This window comes from Streptomyces sp. NPDC029292 (assembly GCF_055569295.1).
Genome location: NZ_JBVHXR010000017.1, coordinates 120,258 through 137,566, shown reverse-complemented (window position 1 = coordinate 137,566; position 17,309 = coordinate 120,258). Strand labels below are relative to the sequence as shown.

The 17,309-nt window shown below is 68.7% G+C and carries 12 protein-coding genes and 1 pseudogene; 10 read left to right on the top strand and 3 right to left on the bottom strand.

From position 1 onward, the window contains the following. The first annotated feature begins 31 nt into the window (after positions 1-31). Positions 32-1,705 (top strand): aa3-type cytochrome oxidase subunit I, encoded by a 1,674-nt coding sequence (ctaD, locus tag ACZ4WS_RS32230; protein ID WP_467986078.1) that lies wholly within the window; start codon positions 32-34, stop codon positions 1,703-1,705. Beyond that, the gene (ctaF, locus tag ACZ4WS_RS32225; RefSeq protein ID WP_467986076.1) at positions 1,702-2,103 is read left to right on the top strand and encodes an aa3-type cytochrome oxidase subunit IV; all 402 of its coding nucleotides are present in this window, start codon (positions 1,702-1,704) and stop codon (positions 2,101-2,103) included. Before ctaD ends, ctaF begins: the two co-directional genes overlap by 4 nt. Here ctaF and qcrB read toward each other — a convergent pair. The 3 genes from qcrB to ACZ4WS_RS32210 all read right to left on the bottom strand — a co-directional run bounded on the left by qcrB (position 2,021) and on the right by ACZ4WS_RS32210 (position 5,520). Then, positions 2,021-3,547, bottom strand: a complete 1,527-nt coding sequence (gene qcrB, locus ACZ4WS_RS32220) for a cytochrome bc1 complex cytochrome b subunit (RefSeq protein WP_467986301.1) — start codon at positions 3,545-3,547, stop codon at positions 2,021-2,023. The genes ctaF and qcrB overlap by 83 nt on opposite strands. A gap of 888 nt (positions 3,548-4,435) precedes the next feature. Continuing rightward, a complete protein-coding gene (locus ACZ4WS_RS32215; protein ID WP_467986074.1) occupies positions 4,436-4,855 on the bottom strand; it encodes a CBS domain-containing protein in 420 nt (139 codons plus the stop codon). A gap of 290 nt (positions 4,856-5,145) precedes the next feature. After that, positions 5,146-5,520 carry a DUF488 domain-containing protein gene (locus ACZ4WS_RS32210; RefSeq protein WP_467986072.1) on the bottom strand — a complete coding sequence of 125 codons (375 nt, stop codon included), beginning with the start codon at positions 5,518-5,520 and terminating at the stop codon, positions 5,146-5,148. 542 nt (positions 5,521-6,062) lie between these two features. Here ACZ4WS_RS32210 and ACZ4WS_RS32205 point away from each other — a divergent pair. From ACZ4WS_RS32205 to ACZ4WS_RS32170, 8 genes and pseudogenes are all read left to right on the top strand, one after another. Then, on the top strand, positions 6,063-7,061 hold the full coding sequence (locus ACZ4WS_RS32205) for a baeRF2 domain-containing protein (RefSeq protein ID WP_467986070.1): 999 nt from the start codon (positions 6,063-6,065) through the stop codon (positions 7,059-7,061). 39 nt (positions 7,062-7,100) lie between these two features. Beyond that, a pseudogene (locus ACZ4WS_RS32200) lies at positions 7,101-7,636 on the top strand (thiamine pyrophosphate-binding protein); the annotation flags it as partial. A gap of 322 nt (positions 7,637-7,958) precedes the next feature. Continuing rightward, the gene (locus ACZ4WS_RS32195; RefSeq protein WP_467986068.1) at positions 7,959-9,101 is read left to right on the top strand and encodes a LacI family DNA-binding transcriptional regulator; all 1,143 of its coding nucleotides are present in this window, start codon (positions 7,959-7,961) and stop codon (positions 9,099-9,101) included. A gap of 374 nt (positions 9,102-9,475) precedes the next feature. Continuing rightward, positions 9,476-10,867, top strand: coding sequence for an ABC transporter substrate-binding protein (locus ACZ4WS_RS32190; RefSeq protein ID WP_467986066.1), 1,392 nt, complete (start codon positions 9,476-9,478; stop codon positions 10,865-10,867). A 79-nt stretch (positions 10,868-10,946) separates the two neighbouring features. After that, complete coding sequence (locus ACZ4WS_RS32185; RefSeq protein WP_467986065.1) at positions 10,947-11,894, top strand: carbohydrate ABC transporter permease; 948 nt, start codon at positions 10,947-10,949, stop codon at positions 11,892-11,894. Then, on the top strand, positions 11,891-12,826 hold the full coding sequence (locus tag ACZ4WS_RS32180) for a carbohydrate ABC transporter permease (protein ID WP_467986063.1): 936 nt from the start codon (positions 11,891-11,893) through the stop codon (positions 12,824-12,826). The genes ACZ4WS_RS32185 and ACZ4WS_RS32180 overlap by 4 nt, the downstream gene beginning before the upstream one ends. Positions 12,827-12,875: 49 nt before the next feature. Then, positions 12,876-15,056, top strand: coding sequence for a beta-galactosidase (locus ACZ4WS_RS32175; RefSeq protein ID WP_467986062.1), 2,181 nt, complete (start codon positions 12,876-12,878; stop codon positions 15,054-15,056). Between the two features lie 151 nt (positions 15,057-15,207). Beyond that, positions 15,208-16,959 (top strand): RICIN domain-containing protein, encoded by a 1,752-nt coding sequence (locus ACZ4WS_RS32170; RefSeq protein WP_467986299.1) that lies wholly within the window; start codon positions 15,208-15,210, stop codon positions 16,957-16,959. Positions 16,960-17,309 lie beyond the last annotated feature (350 nt).

The following is a 17,309-nucleotide window of genomic DNA, read 5'->3' as shown; positions in this document are numbered from 1 at the left end:
TCGCCCCACGCGTTGTCGACGGAGGAGGACCATGACTGAACTGTCGGAACGAAGCGGCGTCGCGCGGCAGGAGTCAGCGCCGGAACCGTCTGTGGGTCGCGCGCTGCTCCGCCTGGCCTCGACGACCGATCACAAGGTGATCGGCAAGCTCTACATGGTCACGGCCTTCTGCTTCTTCCTGTTCGCGGGACTGCTGGCCCTGGGTATGCGGGCCGAACTCGCCCGCCCCGGGCTCCAGTTCATGAACGAACACACCTACAACCAGCTCTTCACCATTCACGGCACGATCATGATGCTGCTGTTCGCCACCCCCATGTTCGCGGGCTTCGCGAACGCGGTGATGCCGCTGCAGATCGGCGCCCCCGACGTGGCCTTCCCGCGCCTCAATGCCCTGTCGTACTGGATGTACTTGTTCGGCGGCTTGATGGTCGTGGCGGGGTTCCTGGTTCCCGGTGGCGCCGCCGCATTCGGCTGGTTCGCCTACGCACCGCTGAACAGTGCCTACCGCTCCCCCGGCGCGGGAGGCGATCTGTGGGTGATGGGGCTGGTGGTGACGGGCGTCTCGACCACGCTCGGCGCGGTCAACTTCATCACCACGATCCTTTGTCTGCGCGCCCCCGGAATAACGATGTTCCGGATGCCGATCTTCACCTGGAACGTGCTGTTCACCTCAATTCTGGTGCTGCCCGCCTTCCCGGTACTCACGGCGGCTCTGCTCGCTCTCGAGGCGGACCGCAAATTCGGGGCGCATGTCTTCGACGCGGCGAACGGCGGCGCCATTTTGTGGCAGCACCTGTTCTGGTTCTTCGGGCACCCGGAGGTCTATATCGTCGCGTTGCCGTTCTTCGGCATCATTTCGGAGATCCTTCCGGTCTTCTCGCGCAAACCGATCTTCGGTTACCTTCCACTGATCGGCGCGACCATCGCCATCACCATGCTGTCCGCCGTCGTCTGGGCGCACCACATGTTCGCCACGGGAGCGGTGCTGCTCCCGTTCTTCTCCTTGATGTCGTTCCTGATCGCGGTCCCCACCGGAATCAAGTTCTTCGCGTGGATCGGCACGATGTACAACGGGTCGCTGTCGTTCGAGACTCCGATACTGTGGGCGACCGGGTTTCTGATCTCGTTCCTGCTCGGTGGTCTCAGCGGTGTTCTGATCGCGTCCCCGCCGCTCGACTTCCATCTCACCGACTCATACTTCATCGTGGCACATCTGCACTATGTGCTGTTCGGCACGGTGGTCTTCGCGATGTTCGCCGGCTTCTACTTCTGGTGGCCCAAGTTCACCGGCAAGATGCTGGACGAGCGGCTGGGCAAGGTGCACTTCTGGCTGCTGTTCCCCGCGTTCCAGCTGACTTTCCTCGTGCAGCACTGGCTGGGCGAGGGAGGAATGCCGCGCCGGTACGCGGATTACCTGCCCTCCGACGGCTTCACGACCCTCAACACCCTCTCGTCGGCGGGAGCATTCCTGCTCGGGGTCTCCACCCTGCCGTTCCTTTACAACGTCTGGCACACGGCAAAGTACGGGCGCCGCGTGGAAATGGACGATCCCTGGGGTTTCGGGCGCGCACTGGAATGGGCGACGTCCTGTCCGCCGCCCCGCCACAATTTCGTGGCCCTTCCCCGCGTCCGGTCCGAGGCACCGGCTTTCGACCTGCACCATCCCGGGATCGTCAACCAGGCCAAGGCGGAGGGACTGCGGTGAAGGTCGAGGCCCTGCTCTTCGGTGGCGTGGCAGTGTTCTTCGCCGGTACCGCCGCCGTCTACGGCTGGTGGTCCGCCGATCCCGCCGGTACGGCTGCTCTGGTGGTCGCCTTTCTGATGGCCGCGGTCGTCTCGTTCTTCTGCGCGGTGCAGTACTGGCGCAAGGGACGGCGCCCCCAGGACCGTGCCGACGCCGAGGTGGCCGACGGCGTGGGGCCCGTGGAGTTCTTCCCGCCCGAGAGCCCGTGGCCGCTGATCACGGCCGTGGGATTCGCGGTCGTGTGCACGGGCGTGGTCTACGGGCTGTGGCTGTTCCTCATCGGTCTCGGTGTGCTGGCGCGCGGTGTCCTGGGGATGGTGTTCCAGTACGCGAACCGGGGTTCGGATCAGGCGGGTTGATCCGGGCCCGGGTTCTGGGCGCGCCGGGCCGGAACTCTTCAACCGGTCGGTGGCTGCTCTCGTAGGCGCCTTCCACGGACTGCCGGACCTCGCCGGACTCCTCGCCCTCCGCCAAACGCTCCTGCTCGGCCTCCAGCAGGGCACAACACAGGCGCCGCGTGAGCACGAACGCGAGAACCGGCGCTACCACGAGGGCGACGCGGAGCACCCAGGTCAGCGTGTTCACCGAGATCCGGAACGACTGTGCCACCACGTCATTACCACCGGCCATCAGCAGCACACCGTAGAAAGTGACCCCGGCGACACCCAGTCCGGTACGGACGGGTCGTTCGCGCGGCCGGTCGCACAGGTGGCGTTCCTGGTGCCACTCCCCCGTCAGCCGCTGCTCGACGAACGGGTACGCGTACAGAACCAGGAACAACAGGCCGGGCAGCACGACAGCCGGAAGCAGAACATTCCACATGACCGTATGCCCGGCGATGTTCGTCTCCCACGGCGGCACAAGCCGCAGGGCCCCCTCCAGGAAACCCACATACCAGTCGGGCTGCGAGCCCGTCGACACCTGATCGGGGCGGTAGGGGCCGTACGTCCACACCGGGTTGATCTGGGCAACACCGGCGAGCAGGGCCAGCGCCCCGAAGACGATGAGCGACAGGCCGCCCGACGAGGCCATGAACTGTGGGAAGAGTGGTTTGCCCACGACGTTGTCGTTCGACCTGCTCGGTCCGCGCCACTGCGTGTGCTTCAGATAGAACACCAAAATCAAATGGACAGTGACCAGACCGATCAACACTCCGGGCAGGAGCAGGATGTGCATGCCGTAGAGCATGGAGATGATGTCCTGGCCGGGGAACTGGCCCCCGAACGCGAACATGCTCACGTAGGTGCCCACGACAGGGATGGACAGCATGATGCCCTGAGCGATGCGCAGCCCCGTGCCCGAGAGCAGGTCGTCGGGCAGCGAATAGCCCGCGAAGCCCTCGGTGAGCGCGAGCACGAACAGCGTGACGCCGATGACCCAGTTGATTTCACGCGGCCTGCGGAAGGCCCCGGTGAAGAAGATGCGCAGCAGGTGCAGACCGATCGCGCCGACGAAGACGAGCGCCGCCCAGTGATGCAGCTGCCGGATGAGCAGGCCCCCGCGTACGTCGAAGCTGATCCGGAGCGTGGAGTCGAAGGCTCCCGACACGCGGATGCCGCGCAGCGGAACATAGCTTCCGTCGTACGTCACCTCCCGCATCTCGGGCGTGAAGAAGAACGTCAGCCACACACCGCTCAGCACCAGGACGATCAGGCTGTAGAGCGCCAGCTCCCCCAGGAGGAACGACCAGTGGTCGGGAAAGGCCTTCCGGAGGAGTCTTCCGGCACCGTCGTTCACCGGCAGCCGTCCGTCTGCGGCGTCCGCGAGGCGCTCCCCGGGCGGGCGCCGCGGACCGTGGTCGATGGCTCCCCTGTCAGACTCCCGGCTCACAGACCGCCTCCTTCTGCCGAATGCGCCGACCGGCTCTGCCCATGCCTTGCCGCTGGGCCCCGGGGCGAGTATCCCGATCGCGCGAAACACTCGCCCGGCCTGGGCGCGGCACTCGTTCGGCCGCACAGGCGCCCGCCCCGTGCGGCCGCGGTGCGGCCGGGGTGCGGCCGGGGTGCGGCCGGGGTGCGGCCGGGGTGCGGCCGGGGTGCGGCCGGGGTGCGGCCGGGGTGGCCTGGAGGGAGTGCTGCCAGGCACGGTCGTCGAAGATGCCGTGGGCTCCGTGGTCGTGGCCCTTCGGGCCGTCGGCCGGTCCCACAGGTTGTCGACCCGTCCGGCCGGCGCCGCTCGTCGGTCTGCTGGGAGGTTGCGGCGTATGCGGGGGCCCGAGGCGCCAAGCTGTACGAGCGCGGTCCGAGGCGGACGCGATCCGGCGTGCCGCGGCGATTGTGGACGACCGCGCCCGGGATGCTGCGGCCGAGTGCCCGCCGCCGAAGAGCCTCCTCGCCGCTCACCCCGTTCCCAGATCAAGTACCTCCGTGCCTCGTGCGATGTCCTCGCGCCGCACGGCCTCGGCCAAGAGGCGTGTGTCGTGCTGAGGCTCGTACACCCGGCAGCGTTCTCAGCCGCGGCCATGCGGACAGCGGACCGGTGACGGTCGTCATCGGACTCCTCCGTACAGCGTGGGCTGCGAGAGACCGCACGACGGACACCTTCACCGAGTGTGGCCGGGTTCATGTTCGACCACCTCTGCTGATACGTCGTGCTTCTGGAGGTGCTGGAGGAATCCGAGTTCCCACCGGCACTCAGGACATGCGGCACGAGCCCACGGGGAGAGCAAGGCCGGGCGCGCGAAGGGAGCAGCTACCTGTTGGACTTCGCCACGCTGATGTCGCCGAGGGCCGACTCCGGGTCTCGCTCCATCGCCATGTCACCGAGGGAGACGATGCCCACGGGGTGCCCTTCGTCGACGACCGGGATACGGCGTACCGCGTGATCGCGCATCAGCTGCACCGCGCGGTCGAGATCCTCGTCGGGGCGCACGGTGATCAGGTCCTCGCTGCACACCCGGACGGCAGTAGTCTGCTCGGGGTCGCCGCCTTCCGCGAGCACGCGGACCACCAGGTCCCGGTCACTGACCAGGCCGCGCAGCCGGTCGCCCTCGGTCACCAGGACAGCGCCGATGTTCTGGTCACGCATCAATCGGGCCACCGCCGTCACCGAGGTCCGCGCCTCCACGGTCACGGGAGTGTCCGTCATGATCTCGCGTACATGCTGGGCCATGGCCTGCCCCTTTCTCCTGTGTTCGACGGTGCCGATCGCCGCCGCCCGGCCGCCGGGTACCCGGCGAGGACAACTCTGCACGCCTCGCTTCGCCGGGACCGACAGAGCGCGCAGTCCTCCCCCGTGCCGGACGTCGGCTGGAGCGCCGAGGGCCTTTCTCGGTGCTCGCCTCGACCGCGTGCCCGTCGGCCTCGCGGCGGCCGCCGTCTTGGGCCCCGTAGTCCCGTGGTGGGGCAAGCGCCGCGTCGTCGGTGTGGCGGTGCTCTTCGTCGTCATGGCCGCGTAGTGCCTCAGGTGGCTCGCCGCGTACCGCCGGTCAGCCACTCGGCGAGGACGGCGGCCTGGCTGTGGTCCACGTCCTTGGTGGCGGTCAGTAGCGTGAGTTTGTCGTGGTCGGCGAGGTCACGCAGATGCCCGGCCGCCTCGCGGTGCCCGGAGTCGCCCAGTTCGTCGAGGTAGCGGCGGCGGAACTCCGTGAAGCGGCTCGGCTCGTGGCCGTACCACTTGCGCAGTTCGGTCGACGGCGCGACGTCGCGCAGCCACTCGTCGACCTGCGCCTCCTCGCTGCGCATCCCCCGCGGCCAGAGACGATCGACGAGCACCCGCCTGCCGTCTCGCGGCGAGGTCTCCTCATAGACTCTGCGGTACTTGATCTGCTTCGTCATGATCACACCTCTCCCGTCCATTTTATCGGCGTTGATCCTTTATCGGTGCGCGGGCGTTCGCCCGGCCGCGGTGCCGCCCCTCCTAGCCGCTGTCTGCATGCGATCACATCCAAGGGGCACTCGCAGAGGAGGCGACTGGCTGTCCGACCCATGGAGGGAGTGGATGCGCATGCCCGTCTCCGCGTCCGTGACGGACCTTTTCGACGGTGTGCCGGCCGAGGAGCGGACGGTGTTGCGGCGAGCCTCCCGGCCCGAAAGCCCCAGGCCGATGTCGGCCACGCGACTGCGACGACTTGATGGTGGACGGCGAGATCGTGGCCTTCGAGGGCACCAGGTCCATTACTGCACGGCTGCGGCCCGAAGCGACACGAGTCGCCGGACTTCGGGCGTGAACAGCCCTCCAGCGGCGCTGTCCAGAGCGACCTCAGGAGTGGAGCATGCGACTTTCCTTCCTGGAACCCCTTTACAAGCAGACGGGCCCCTACGCATAGGTCTACCTTGACACCTCCCGCGACAGCGCCTTCGACGATGCCGACGCCGCCGTGGAACTGCGCTGGCGGCGCCTGCGGGACGCCCTGGTGTCCGAAGGAGCCGATCAGGACTCCATCACCGCGGCAGCGGACGCCGTGGGCAGCGACACGGACGTACCCGGCGTGCACGGGCAGGCGGTGTTCACCGCACACGGCAGACTGGCCCTACTGGACGAGCTGCCCACGCCACCCGCGCGGGACAGTGCGCACTTCGGAACGCTGCCGGACACCATGCCGCTGATCGTCCAGCACTCCCCCGAGATCCCTTACGTGGCGGCGCAGGTCCACTACGGCGGCCGTCACTCCACGGACGCCACCGGCACCGTGCGGATCGAGGCCGAGGTCGGCGTATGGCCCCTGACCAAGGTCACGCCAAGGCACCGCCTCAACGAGGAGATCCCGGTGAGCGACTGGCTGAACGCCGCCGAGGTGACAGGCCGGGAGCTGGAGGGCCACGCGCGGCGTATCAACGCCGAAGCGGTGTTTGTCGCGGGGGACGTCTGGGCCCGCGGCATTCTCGTCCGCCGACTCCCCGCTCCCCTGCGCGGGCGGGTCACCACCGTCGAAGGCGCCGGCAAGTCCGAACCGCGACGGGCGCTACTGGAGCACCGGCTCGAAAGCCTCTTCAGCGGACGCATGGCCGAGCACGACCAGTCCCTGCTGGCCGACTTCCTCGTCCAGCGCGCCCGCGACGGGGCGTCGGCCGAGGGCCTTGCCGCAGCCGTGTCAGCCCTGCAACGCGGTCGGGTCAAAGCCCTCTTCCTCAACAACCACCCCGAGTCGCCGCTGCGCCTGTGGATCGGTCCTGAACCGAGCCAACTCGCTCTCACCGAGCAGGAACTCCGCTCCTACGGAATCCAGGACGTCCGTAGGGAGCGGGCCGACGCGGCCCTCACCCGCGCCCTGGTCGGCACCAAGGCCGAACTCGTCGTCGTGCCCCAGCAGCACCTGCGACTGCACGAGGGCGTGGGCGTCCTACTCCGGTACGCCGATCCAGAACCGCGCACATGACCGGAATCCCTCCGAGACGGGGCGAAGGTTTCCGACCACATCCTGGCCCGTTTGCGTGAATGGGGCGTCGACGGCGTCCGCGGATATCCCGGCGACGGCATCAACGGACTTCTGGCCGCCTGAGGCCGCGCCGAGAACGAGCCGCGCTTCATCCGGTCCCGGCACGAGGAGACGGCAGCGTACGAGGGCCGTCGGCTACGCGAAATTCAGTGGGCGCACGGGGTGTGCGGGGCGACGTCGAGGCCGGGCGCCATCCACAGGAGGTCGATCTCCACACACCGTTCAAGTGCGTGGTGTCGAGTTCGTCGGGACCGTCAACGTCCCAACAGCTGCCGAACGTGCTGGACCGGGCGTTCCGCACAGCCCTCACCCGACGGTGCCCGACGGCCGTGATCGTCCCGGCCGACGTCCAGGAGCTCGACCACTTGCCGACCGCTCACGCCTTCAAGGTGGTCCCCTCCGGCCTCGGCTGCGAGGAGTTCGCTCCGCAGCCGGACGACGCCACGCTGCACCACGCCGCCGAGGTCCTCAACGTCGGCGAGAAGGTCGCGATACTCATGGGCCAGGGGGCGGCCGACGGGGCCGACGTTATGCGTACGAGGTCAGGCCGCACTGAGCGCGGGGTGAACTGCATCGCCCTGCCCGGCACGACCCTACGAATACCTCGCTCATCCCGATCAACAAGGCAGGGACCAGCCGAGGGCTTTCAAGAACAACACCCGTCGCGGCCCGCCAGTGCCGCACGCGCTGGGAGCAGTCCACGGCGTTACGGATGCGTGCCGATCTCTTGACGACGGCCTGACGACTGCGTAGACATGACAGCGCAGACATGACTGCGCAGTCAGGCAGTCATCTCTGACATCATCGGGCTCGATCGTGCGGCCACCGGGAGACACCATGACGCGAGGGACAGGGCGGGGCGGGAGCTCCGCGGCGGCGCGGAGCGTGGACGTGGCCCGCGTGGCCGGGGTCTCCCAGAAGACGGTGTCGAGGGTCTTCAACGACGAGCCGTACGTCTCCGCCGACGTGCGCCGGCGCGTCCTCGAAGCCGCGGAGCAGCTCGGCTACCGGCGCAACAACGCCGCCCGGGCGCTGGCCTCCGGGCGGACCCGTTCCATCGGCGTGGTGACGCTGGGCACCGCCCTGTACGGACCCGCCTCGCTGCTCATGGGTGTCGAGCGAGTCGTCCGGGACACGGGCTACGCACTGCGTGTCGTCAACACGATGGAAGGCGACCCTGCGGGCATCGCGGGTGCCGTGGACTCGCTCCTCGACCAGGGCGTGGACGGCATCGTCATCTCCGAACCGATCGACGAGGAGGGAGGCGAAGGAGACGTTTCCCTCCGCGTCGACGTACCGGTCCTCGTCCTCGGCGCGCCCTCACCTGTCACCGCGCCCACGGTGCTGACCGCAGGGGACGGAGCCGACCTGATGGCCCGCACTGCCACCGAACACCTGCTGGGCCTCGGCCATATGACGGTCCATCACCTCGCCGGCCCGCAGCGCTGGTACGCCGCCCGGGACCGCCTGGAGGGATGGCGAGCGACGCTGACCGCGCAGGGGAAGGATGTACCTCCGGTCATCCAGGGCGACTGGTCGGCCGCGTCCGGGTACAGGGCGGGGCGCGAACTGGCCGAAGACGGTGATGTCACCGCTGTCTTCGCCGCCAACGACGACATGGCGATCGGACTGATCCGCGCGCTGACGGAAGCAGGACGACGGGTGCCGGAAGACGTCAGCGTCGTCGGCTTCGACGACATTCCGGTCGCCGCCTACGTGACTCCTCCCCTCACCACGGTGCGGCAACCGTTCGACGCCGTGGCGCAGGAGGGACTCAAGCGTCTCGTGCACGCCATCGAGAACCCGGACGCAGACCCCTTGCCGTCCAGCGGCCCGCCGGTCGACCTCATCATCCGCACCTCGACCGCGCCACCGCCGAGCCGGACGACCCCGGCTCGCGGGCGGCGTACCGCCTCCCGTTCCCGAGGGGGCGCGCACAGTCCGCCGCTCCCGAAGGGAGGCCCGCCCACCCACCACTGAACAACACCGGTCAGCCCAGACGGCAAAACTCATGGCCGGCATGTGATCCCGGGACGGGCCGCCGTAACAGTCGCGTCTCAGCCCCTCCGGCCCCCTCACCGTGCGGGCTGGGCCAGGGCCGCCGCCCCCGACCCAGCAGACCCCTGAGCCAGGTTTCCGCATCTGTCTCTGCTCCTTTCCCTCAGCCCTCCTCTCTGGCCCCGGCCTCCACCTCCGCAGCGCGTGGAACGCTCGCCGGTCCCAGTCCACGAGGACGTGCATCCGACCACGTCGGCGTTCGAGCCCCGGTCGTCGCGTTCGCGCCTTTCCTCCGACACGCCTCCGCACGCCCTCGCCAGGCGTGCCGTCACCTATGCCACCGGCGGGAGCCCACCATGCCCAAATCCACATCCATATCCAGCCCTTCCCCGATGAGCCGTCGGCTGTTCCTCACCGCGACGGGCGCCCTGTCGCTCAGCGCCGCCCTCACGGCGTGCGGCGGCGGTGACTCCGGCGGCTCCTCCGCCTCCACCAAGCCCGTCAGCCAGGCCGACATCGACAAGGCGATGAAGACACCGACCGAGCTGACGTTCTGGACCTGGGTCCCGAACATCGACAAGGAGGTCGCGCTCTTCGAGAAGCAGTACCCGGCCATCAAGGTCAAGGTCGTCAACGCAGGACAGGGCGTCAGGCACTACACCAAGCTGCGCACGGCGCTGAAGGCCGGCAGCGGAGCTCCGGACATGGTGCAGATCGAGTACCAGGCCATTCCGACGTTCACGATCACCAACAGCCTGCTGGACCTGCGGCCGTACGGCGCCTCCACGCTCAAGGACCGGTTCGTCGACTGGACTTGGGGCCAGGTCAGCGGCGCGGGCGGCGAAGTCTGGGCGATCCCCCAGGACACCGGCCCGATGGGCATGCTGTACCGGCAGGACATCTTCGACCAGCACAGGATCGAAGTGCCCGAGACCTGGGACGAGTTCGCCGCCGCGGCACGCAAACTCCACCGGGCCGACCCCGACGTCTACCTCACCAACCTCGCGGCGAACGAGCCCGCCGCCTGGCACGGCCTGCTCTGGCAGGCGGGCGCCAGGCCCTACACGACGTCCGGCAAGAGCACCCTCTCCATCAGCGTCGACGACGCCGTCTCCAAGAAGCTCGGCGCGTACTGGGGCGGCCTGGCGAAGGAAGGGGTCATCAGCGCCGATCCGGACTTCGCCGACGCCTGGTACGCCGGGTTCAACAAGGGCAAGTACGCCACCTGGATCACCGCGGCCTGGGGACCGGCCTTCCTCTCCGGCTCCGCCAAGGCCACCGCGGGCAAGTGGCGGGCTGCCCCGCTGCCGCAATGGGACGCCGCCAAGCCCAGCTCGGGCAACTGGGGCGGGTCGACCACCGCGGTCATCCGCTCGACCAAGAACCCCATCGCGGCAGCACAGTTCGCGCAGTTCCTCAACAGCGACCCGACCAGCGCGAAGATGTTCGCCACCGAGCAGTTCTTCTTCCCGGCGACCAAAGCCCTGCTCACCGACTCGGAGTTCGTCGGGGACGCCCCCTCCTTCTACGGCGGCCAGAAGGTCAACCGAGTCTTCGCCGACATCAGCTCCACGGTCAACTCCTCCTTCCAGTGGCCCCCGTTCCTCGACCAGGCGGCGACCGACTGGACCGAGACGGTCGGCAAGTCCCTCGCCGACAGGACCGACACCGTCCGCGCGCTCAGCACATGGCAGTCGCGACTCACCACGTACGCCAAGAGCCAGGGCTTCACCGTCAGCACGTCGTGACGGCCCGTCGGGTCCCGTGCGCCGGCGCGGGACCCGGTCCTGTCGCACTGGCACAGTCCCCCTCCCCCAGAAAGGCCCGATGATGATTGCCACAACCGCGGCCTCCCCCAAGGGCCGGCGCCGAGAGGGTCCAGCGCGCCCCCGGCGCGGCGGCACGCACCGTCGCCAGTCGGCAGGGCCGATGTTCGTCGCACCGTTCATGGTGCTGTTCCTGCTGCTCTTCCTCGCCCCGCTCGGCTACGCCGCCTACCTGAGCCTGTTCCAGGAGCGCCTGGTCGGCGGCACGGCGTTCGTCGGCCTCGACAACTACGTCCAGGCCCTGGGCGACCCGCAACTCCTGCACGGCGTCGGACGCGTCGTGCTGTTCTTCGTGATCCAGGTCCCCGTGATGCTGCTGCTGGCGCTGCTGTTCGCCCTCGCCCTCGACAGCGGCCTGCTACGGCTCGCGCGCCTGATCCGACTGGGCATCTTCGTGCCGTACGCCGTCCCGAGCGTGGTCGCCGCGCTCATGTGGGGCTATCTCTACGGACCGGACTTCGGTCCCTTCGCCCAGCTGACCCGGAAGCTGGACCTGCCCGCGGCCCCGCACTTCCTCAGCGACGGCTGGATGCTCGGCAGCCTGGCGAACATCGTGACCTGGGAGTTCGTCGGCTACAACATGATCATCCTGTACGCCGCCCTGCGCACCATTCCCCAGGAGCTGTACGAGGCCGCCGCCATGGACGGGGCCGGCGCCTGGCGGATCGCCTGGTCGATCAAGCTGCCGGCACTGCGGCCGGCGCTCCTGCTCACCCTGCTGTTCTCGGTGATCGGCAGCTTCCAGCTCTTCAACGAACCGAACCTGCTGATGAAGATCGCCCCAGACGTGATCACCAGCTCCTACACCGCCAACCTGTACGCCTACTCCCTCGCCTTCACCGGCCAGCAGGTCAACTACGCGGCCACGGTGTCCTTCCTCCTCGGCCTCGTCATCGTGATCGCCTCCTACGCCGTCCTGCTCACCGCGAACCGCAGGAGGAACCCATGACGACCGCGACTCCGACGGCCACCGCCGCGCCGGCGGGGGAGCCGGCGCGCACCCCTGTCACGAAGGCAACACGCCGGCGCGGCGCCCGCCGCAGCACCCCCCTGACGATCGCCATGCTGGCCGCCCTGGCCTACTTCCTCCTCCCGCTGTTCTGGCTGCTCATCGCCTCGACCAAGAGCACCCAGGACCTGTTCAACAGCTTCGGCCTGTGGTTCTCGCACGCACCGCAGCTGCTGACGAACATCAAGGAGACCTTCACCCAGGACGACGGGGTCTTCGTGCACTGGCTGCTCAACACGGTGATGTACGCCGTCGTCAGCGCGCTCGGAGCCGCGCTGCTCGCCGCGGCGGGCGGGTACGGGTTCGCCAAGTTCCGCTTCCGCGGCGACCGGGCCGCCTTCAACCTCGTCCTCGGCGCCATCATGGTCCCGACCACCGCCCTGGCGATCCCGACCTACCTGCTCTTCGCGCAAGCGGGCCTGGTCAACACCCCCTGGGCGATCATCCTGCCCTCCCTCGTCAACCCGTTCGGCCTCTACCTCATGCGCATCTACGCCCAGGACGCCGTCCCCGACAGCATCCTGGAGGCCGCCCGCATCGACGGCGCCGGCGAGGCCCGGATCTTCCTCCGGATCGCGCTACGGCTGCTGGGCCCCGGCCTGGTGACCGTCCTGCTGTTCACCCTCGTGGCGACCTGGAACAACTACTTCCTGCCCCTGATCATGCTCAACGACCCGGACCTGTACCCGATCACCGTCGGCCTCTCCTCCTGGGCCGCACAGGCGCAGAACGGCGGGGCCGGCGCCAGCAGCGACATGCTCGCGCTGGTCGTGACCGGCTCCCTGATCTCGATCGTGCCGCTCGTCGTGGCCTTCCTGATGCTCCAGCGGTACTGGCAGAGCGGCCTGGCCGCCGGCGGCGTCAAGCAGTAGGGCACGCGGTCCTCTCACTCCCCCTAAATTTCCTCGGAGGTTTCCTTTCATGGCGGCTCTGCCTGCCCGCGTCCTCTTCGGCGCCGCGTACTACCACGAGTATCGGCCCCCCTACGACACCGAGCGGCCCGACGAACGCCTCAAGACCGACCTCGACCTGATGGCCGACGCGCATGTCACCGTCATCCGGGTCGGCGAGTCGGTGTGGTCGACCTGGGAGCCGGAGAACGGCCGCTTCGACCTCGACTGGCTTCAGCCGGTGCTGGACGGTGCCCACGAGCGCGGCATCTCCGTCGTCCTCGGGACACCGACGTACGCCGTCCCGCCGTGGCTGGCCCGCCAGTACCCGGAGATCACCGGAGAGCGGCGTACCGGCGAGCGCATCGGCTGGGGCGCACGCCAGGAGGTCGACTTCACCCACCCCGCCTTCCGCTTCCACGCCGAGCGGATCATCCGCAAGGTCGTCGCCCGGTACGCCGACCACCCCGCGGTCATCGGTTTCCAGGTCGACAACGAGCCGGGCAACGAACTCCTGTACAACCACGGCGTCTTCCAGCGCTTCGTCGACCACCTGCGCACCAAGTACGGCGACGTCGAGACCCTCAACCGCCAATGGGGTCTGGTCTATTGGTCGCACCGGCTGTCGACGTGGGCGGACCTGTGGACGCCGGACGGCAACGTACAGCCTCAATACGACGTCGCCTGGCGGGAGTTCCAGGCCCTCCAGGTCACCGAATTCATCGGCCGGCAGGCCGACATCGTCCGCGAGTACGCCCGCCCCCAGCAGTTCGTCACCACCTGCATCTCCTACACCCGCCCCGCGGTGGAGGACGACGAGCTGACCGACCGCCTCGACATCGCCTCCGGCAACCCGTACTACGACATGCAGGACGGTCTGCTGCTGCCCGACGCCACGCCCGACGACCACGAGCAGAAGTGGAAGACCACCGGCGTCTGGTCGCTCTACCAGACCGCCGACTGGATGTTCTCCTCCCGCCAGCAACCGTTCCTCGTCACGGAGACCAACGCCGGCTCCATCGGCGAACCGTGGCACAACCGCCCCGCCTACGACGGCCAGTGGCGGCAGGCCGCGTGGGCGCTCGTCGCGCGCGGGGCCCGCATGATCGAGTACTGGCACTGGCACGCCCTCCACTTCGGCGCCGAGACCTACTGGGGCGGCATCCTGCCCCACACCGGACAGCCCGGCCGCACCTACGCCGAACTCGCCCGACTGGGCGCCGAGTTCGAGGCGGCGGGCCCACTCGTCGCCGGGCTCGAACCGGACGCCGACATCACGATGGTCTACTCGACGCCCAGCAAGTGGCTCATGCAGAAGTACCCGCCGCTGGCCAAGCCGGACGGCGAGCCGGACCCGGCCGCCTACCATCGCATCTTCGATCCCTTCTACCGCGGCGCGTTCGACGCCGGCCGCCAGGTGCGCATCGTCCACGCCCGCCAACTGCACGACCCGACCGGCGACCGGAAGGGCCCGACACCCGAGGAGGCCGTCCGCCGCCACCCCGTCCTCATCGTCCCGGCCTTGTACATCGCCGCCGACACGGCCCTCGACTGGCTCGCGGCCTACGCCCGGGCCGGCGGCCACCTGGTCCTCGGCCCGCGCACCGGCTACGCCGACCACGAGGCCCGCGCCCGCACAGAACCGGCCCCCGGACGCCTCACCGCCGCCGCCGGCGTCACCTACGACGAGTTCAGCAACCTCCTCCAAGACATCCCCCTGCGCACCGCGCCCGACAGCCCCCTGAAGTTGCCGCAGAACGCGACGGCGACACGCTGGGCCGACGGCCTCACCGTCACCGACGCCGACGTGCTCGCCGCCTACGACCACCCGCACTTCGGCCGCTGGCCCGCGGTCACCACCCGGCGCCACGGCGAGGGCCGCGTCACCTACGTCGGCACCGTGCCCGGCCGCGACCTCGCCCAGGCACTGGCCGCCTGGATCGCACCGGCCTCCCGCAGCGCGTGGCGGGACCTCCCGGCATCCGTCACCGCGACGACCGGCACGTCCCCCGACGGCCGCCGCGTCCACATCGTCCACAACTGGAGCTGGGAACCCGCCCGCGTCCAAGCCCCGGTGGACCTCTCCGACGCCCTCAACGGCACCTCCGTCCCGGCGGACACGCCGCTGGACCTTGGCGCCTGGGACGTACGCGTGCTCGTCTCCGCCGACACCGACGGCGCCCCGGCCCCCGCAGCAGACAACCGCTCCTGATCCAGGCCCTTGCGCGACATAAGCCAAGAGCTGGACGCGTCACCGCGAGGTGCCAACGAACCGGAGCATCACCATGGGCATCCCCAAAGGAGAGGCTGTGCAAAGAAGAAGGTTGGGCAAAGCACTGGGAAGCGTCATCGCAGCATCCGCGATGCTGGCCATACCCACAGGCAGTGCGCAGGCGTACAACCCGACGGGCGGGATCCTGTACCAGCTCGGGAACGAGCCGTGTCTGAAGGGGCGGGGCAACTGCGCGGTCTACCCGAAGTCGGCGCAGCTGCCGAGCGGGCGTCTGGTCGCGTCGTTCGAGCGGTCCACTGTCGTGCCGGAGACGGGAAGCGCCGACGGACAGACTCTCCCGGTCTACAAGAGCGACGACCGCGGAACGACGTGGCAGCCGCTGTCGGAGGTCAAGGCTCCGGCGTACCTCTCCCACGACCCCCGGTACGCGAAGTACACGAGTAACTGGACGAACCCGTATCTCTATGTGCTTCCGCAGGACGTCGGGACGATGACCAAGGGCACGCTGCTCCTCGCGAGTGTCGTGTCGGGCGACGACTACTACTACAAGGAGCACAAGGCAGCCGACCCGAACTGGACGCCGTCCAACGATGGAGACCGCAAGGACCTGGCGATCGCCCTCTACTCCAGCACCGACGAAGGCAAGACGTGGAAGGTCCTCAACGTCATCGCGACCGGCGGCTGGCAGGGTGGCAGTGCGGGAGCCATCGGCCAGAACATCGCCGGCGCGAACACGAACAAGCAGGTGGATCCCCTCTGGGAGCCGTACCTGATGGTCCACAAGGGCCAACTCGTCTGCTTTTACTCGGACGAGAACGACTACACCGGCTTCGATCCCGCCACAGGCGTCCCGAGACTGGACCCTGCGAACGACACCGCAACGGATTCGCACGGCCAGATTCTCGTCCACAGGACCTGGGACGGCCTCGGTGCGCAGTGGAGCGCCCCCGTCGTCGATCTCGCGGGACTGCCCCAGGACCTCGGCAGCGGCAAGACGCAGATCGGCGGCGGCCGGCCGGGTATGACGAACGTCGTCCCGACGACAGACGGCAAGTGGCTGCTCACCTTCGAATACTGGGGCGGCGGCGCCAACACCAGGTATGTGATAGCCGATGACCCGTTGAAGTTCTACCGCGGCTCCCCGACAGGCGAAGCCGTCACCTCACTGCCGGTCGACGCCGGTTCGCGTCCGCTCGCGGCGGGCGGCAGTCCCGTCGTCATCCGGCTTCCCGATGGGCGCCTGGTGTACAACGCCGCCGGCAGCGGCAACGTCTGGGTCAACGAGAGCGGACGCAGCGACGGCGCGTGGAAGGAGTACCAGACGACCCTGGGGCCCGGCTACAGCCGCAACCTGCAGTACGTCGAGGGCACCGGCCGGGTCGCGATCCTCCGCAACCAGGGCGTATCGCAGATCGCTTACGCCGAGGTAGATCTCGGACACTCGGACGGCGCGTACTACCGGCTCGTGAACCGCGAGACCGGCCAGGTGATCGGCACCGGCGGCAAGACCAACGATGCCAACATCGGTAACGCCGACGTTCCTGACGTCGTCCTGGAGGACTCCGGCTCGGCGGTGAACAAGGACACGCAGTACTGGCATGTGGTGACCGAGCCGAAGGGCGGCGTAACGCTGCTGAACAAGTCGGGCGGCCGTGCGGCAGCCATCTGGACAGGCAACGCGACAGTCGGCCAGCGGATCGGCCAGTGGGTCGACGACAGCCCTGCGGGCAGCTGGAACCTCATGAAGACCGACGACGGCTTCTACAAGCTGCAGTCGGTCAAGAACACGAGCCTGTACGTGACCGGTGTGTCCGTCGGGGCGCCGCTCACCCTGCAGAATGCGGTCGGGGACAGCTCGCAGGAGTGGAAGCTCATCCGTTAGGCTGCCTGCGGCCTGCGAAGCCCCTGACGCGGACGTGCGGTCAGCACATCCGATCGCAAGGAACAGGGTCGGGGAGAAGGCGACCGTGTCGCCGGACGTTGCGGCGCCGGATCCCGCAGGCATTGCCTTGCGTGCGAACAACCGCGGCGGTCTTCGGCAATACCCCGTTGATGCGCGCTTCGGCTCCCTTTCTCGTGCTATCGCCAATAGAACGTTGATCTGAGGTGGGGGGGGGGGGGGGGGCGGGGCCCCCCCCCCCCCCCCCCGGGGGGGGGGGGGGGGAGAGCCGAAGGGAGGGAGAGAGGTACCCCCCACAATAAGAGAAGGAGGCCGCCACAAACAGAACAAAA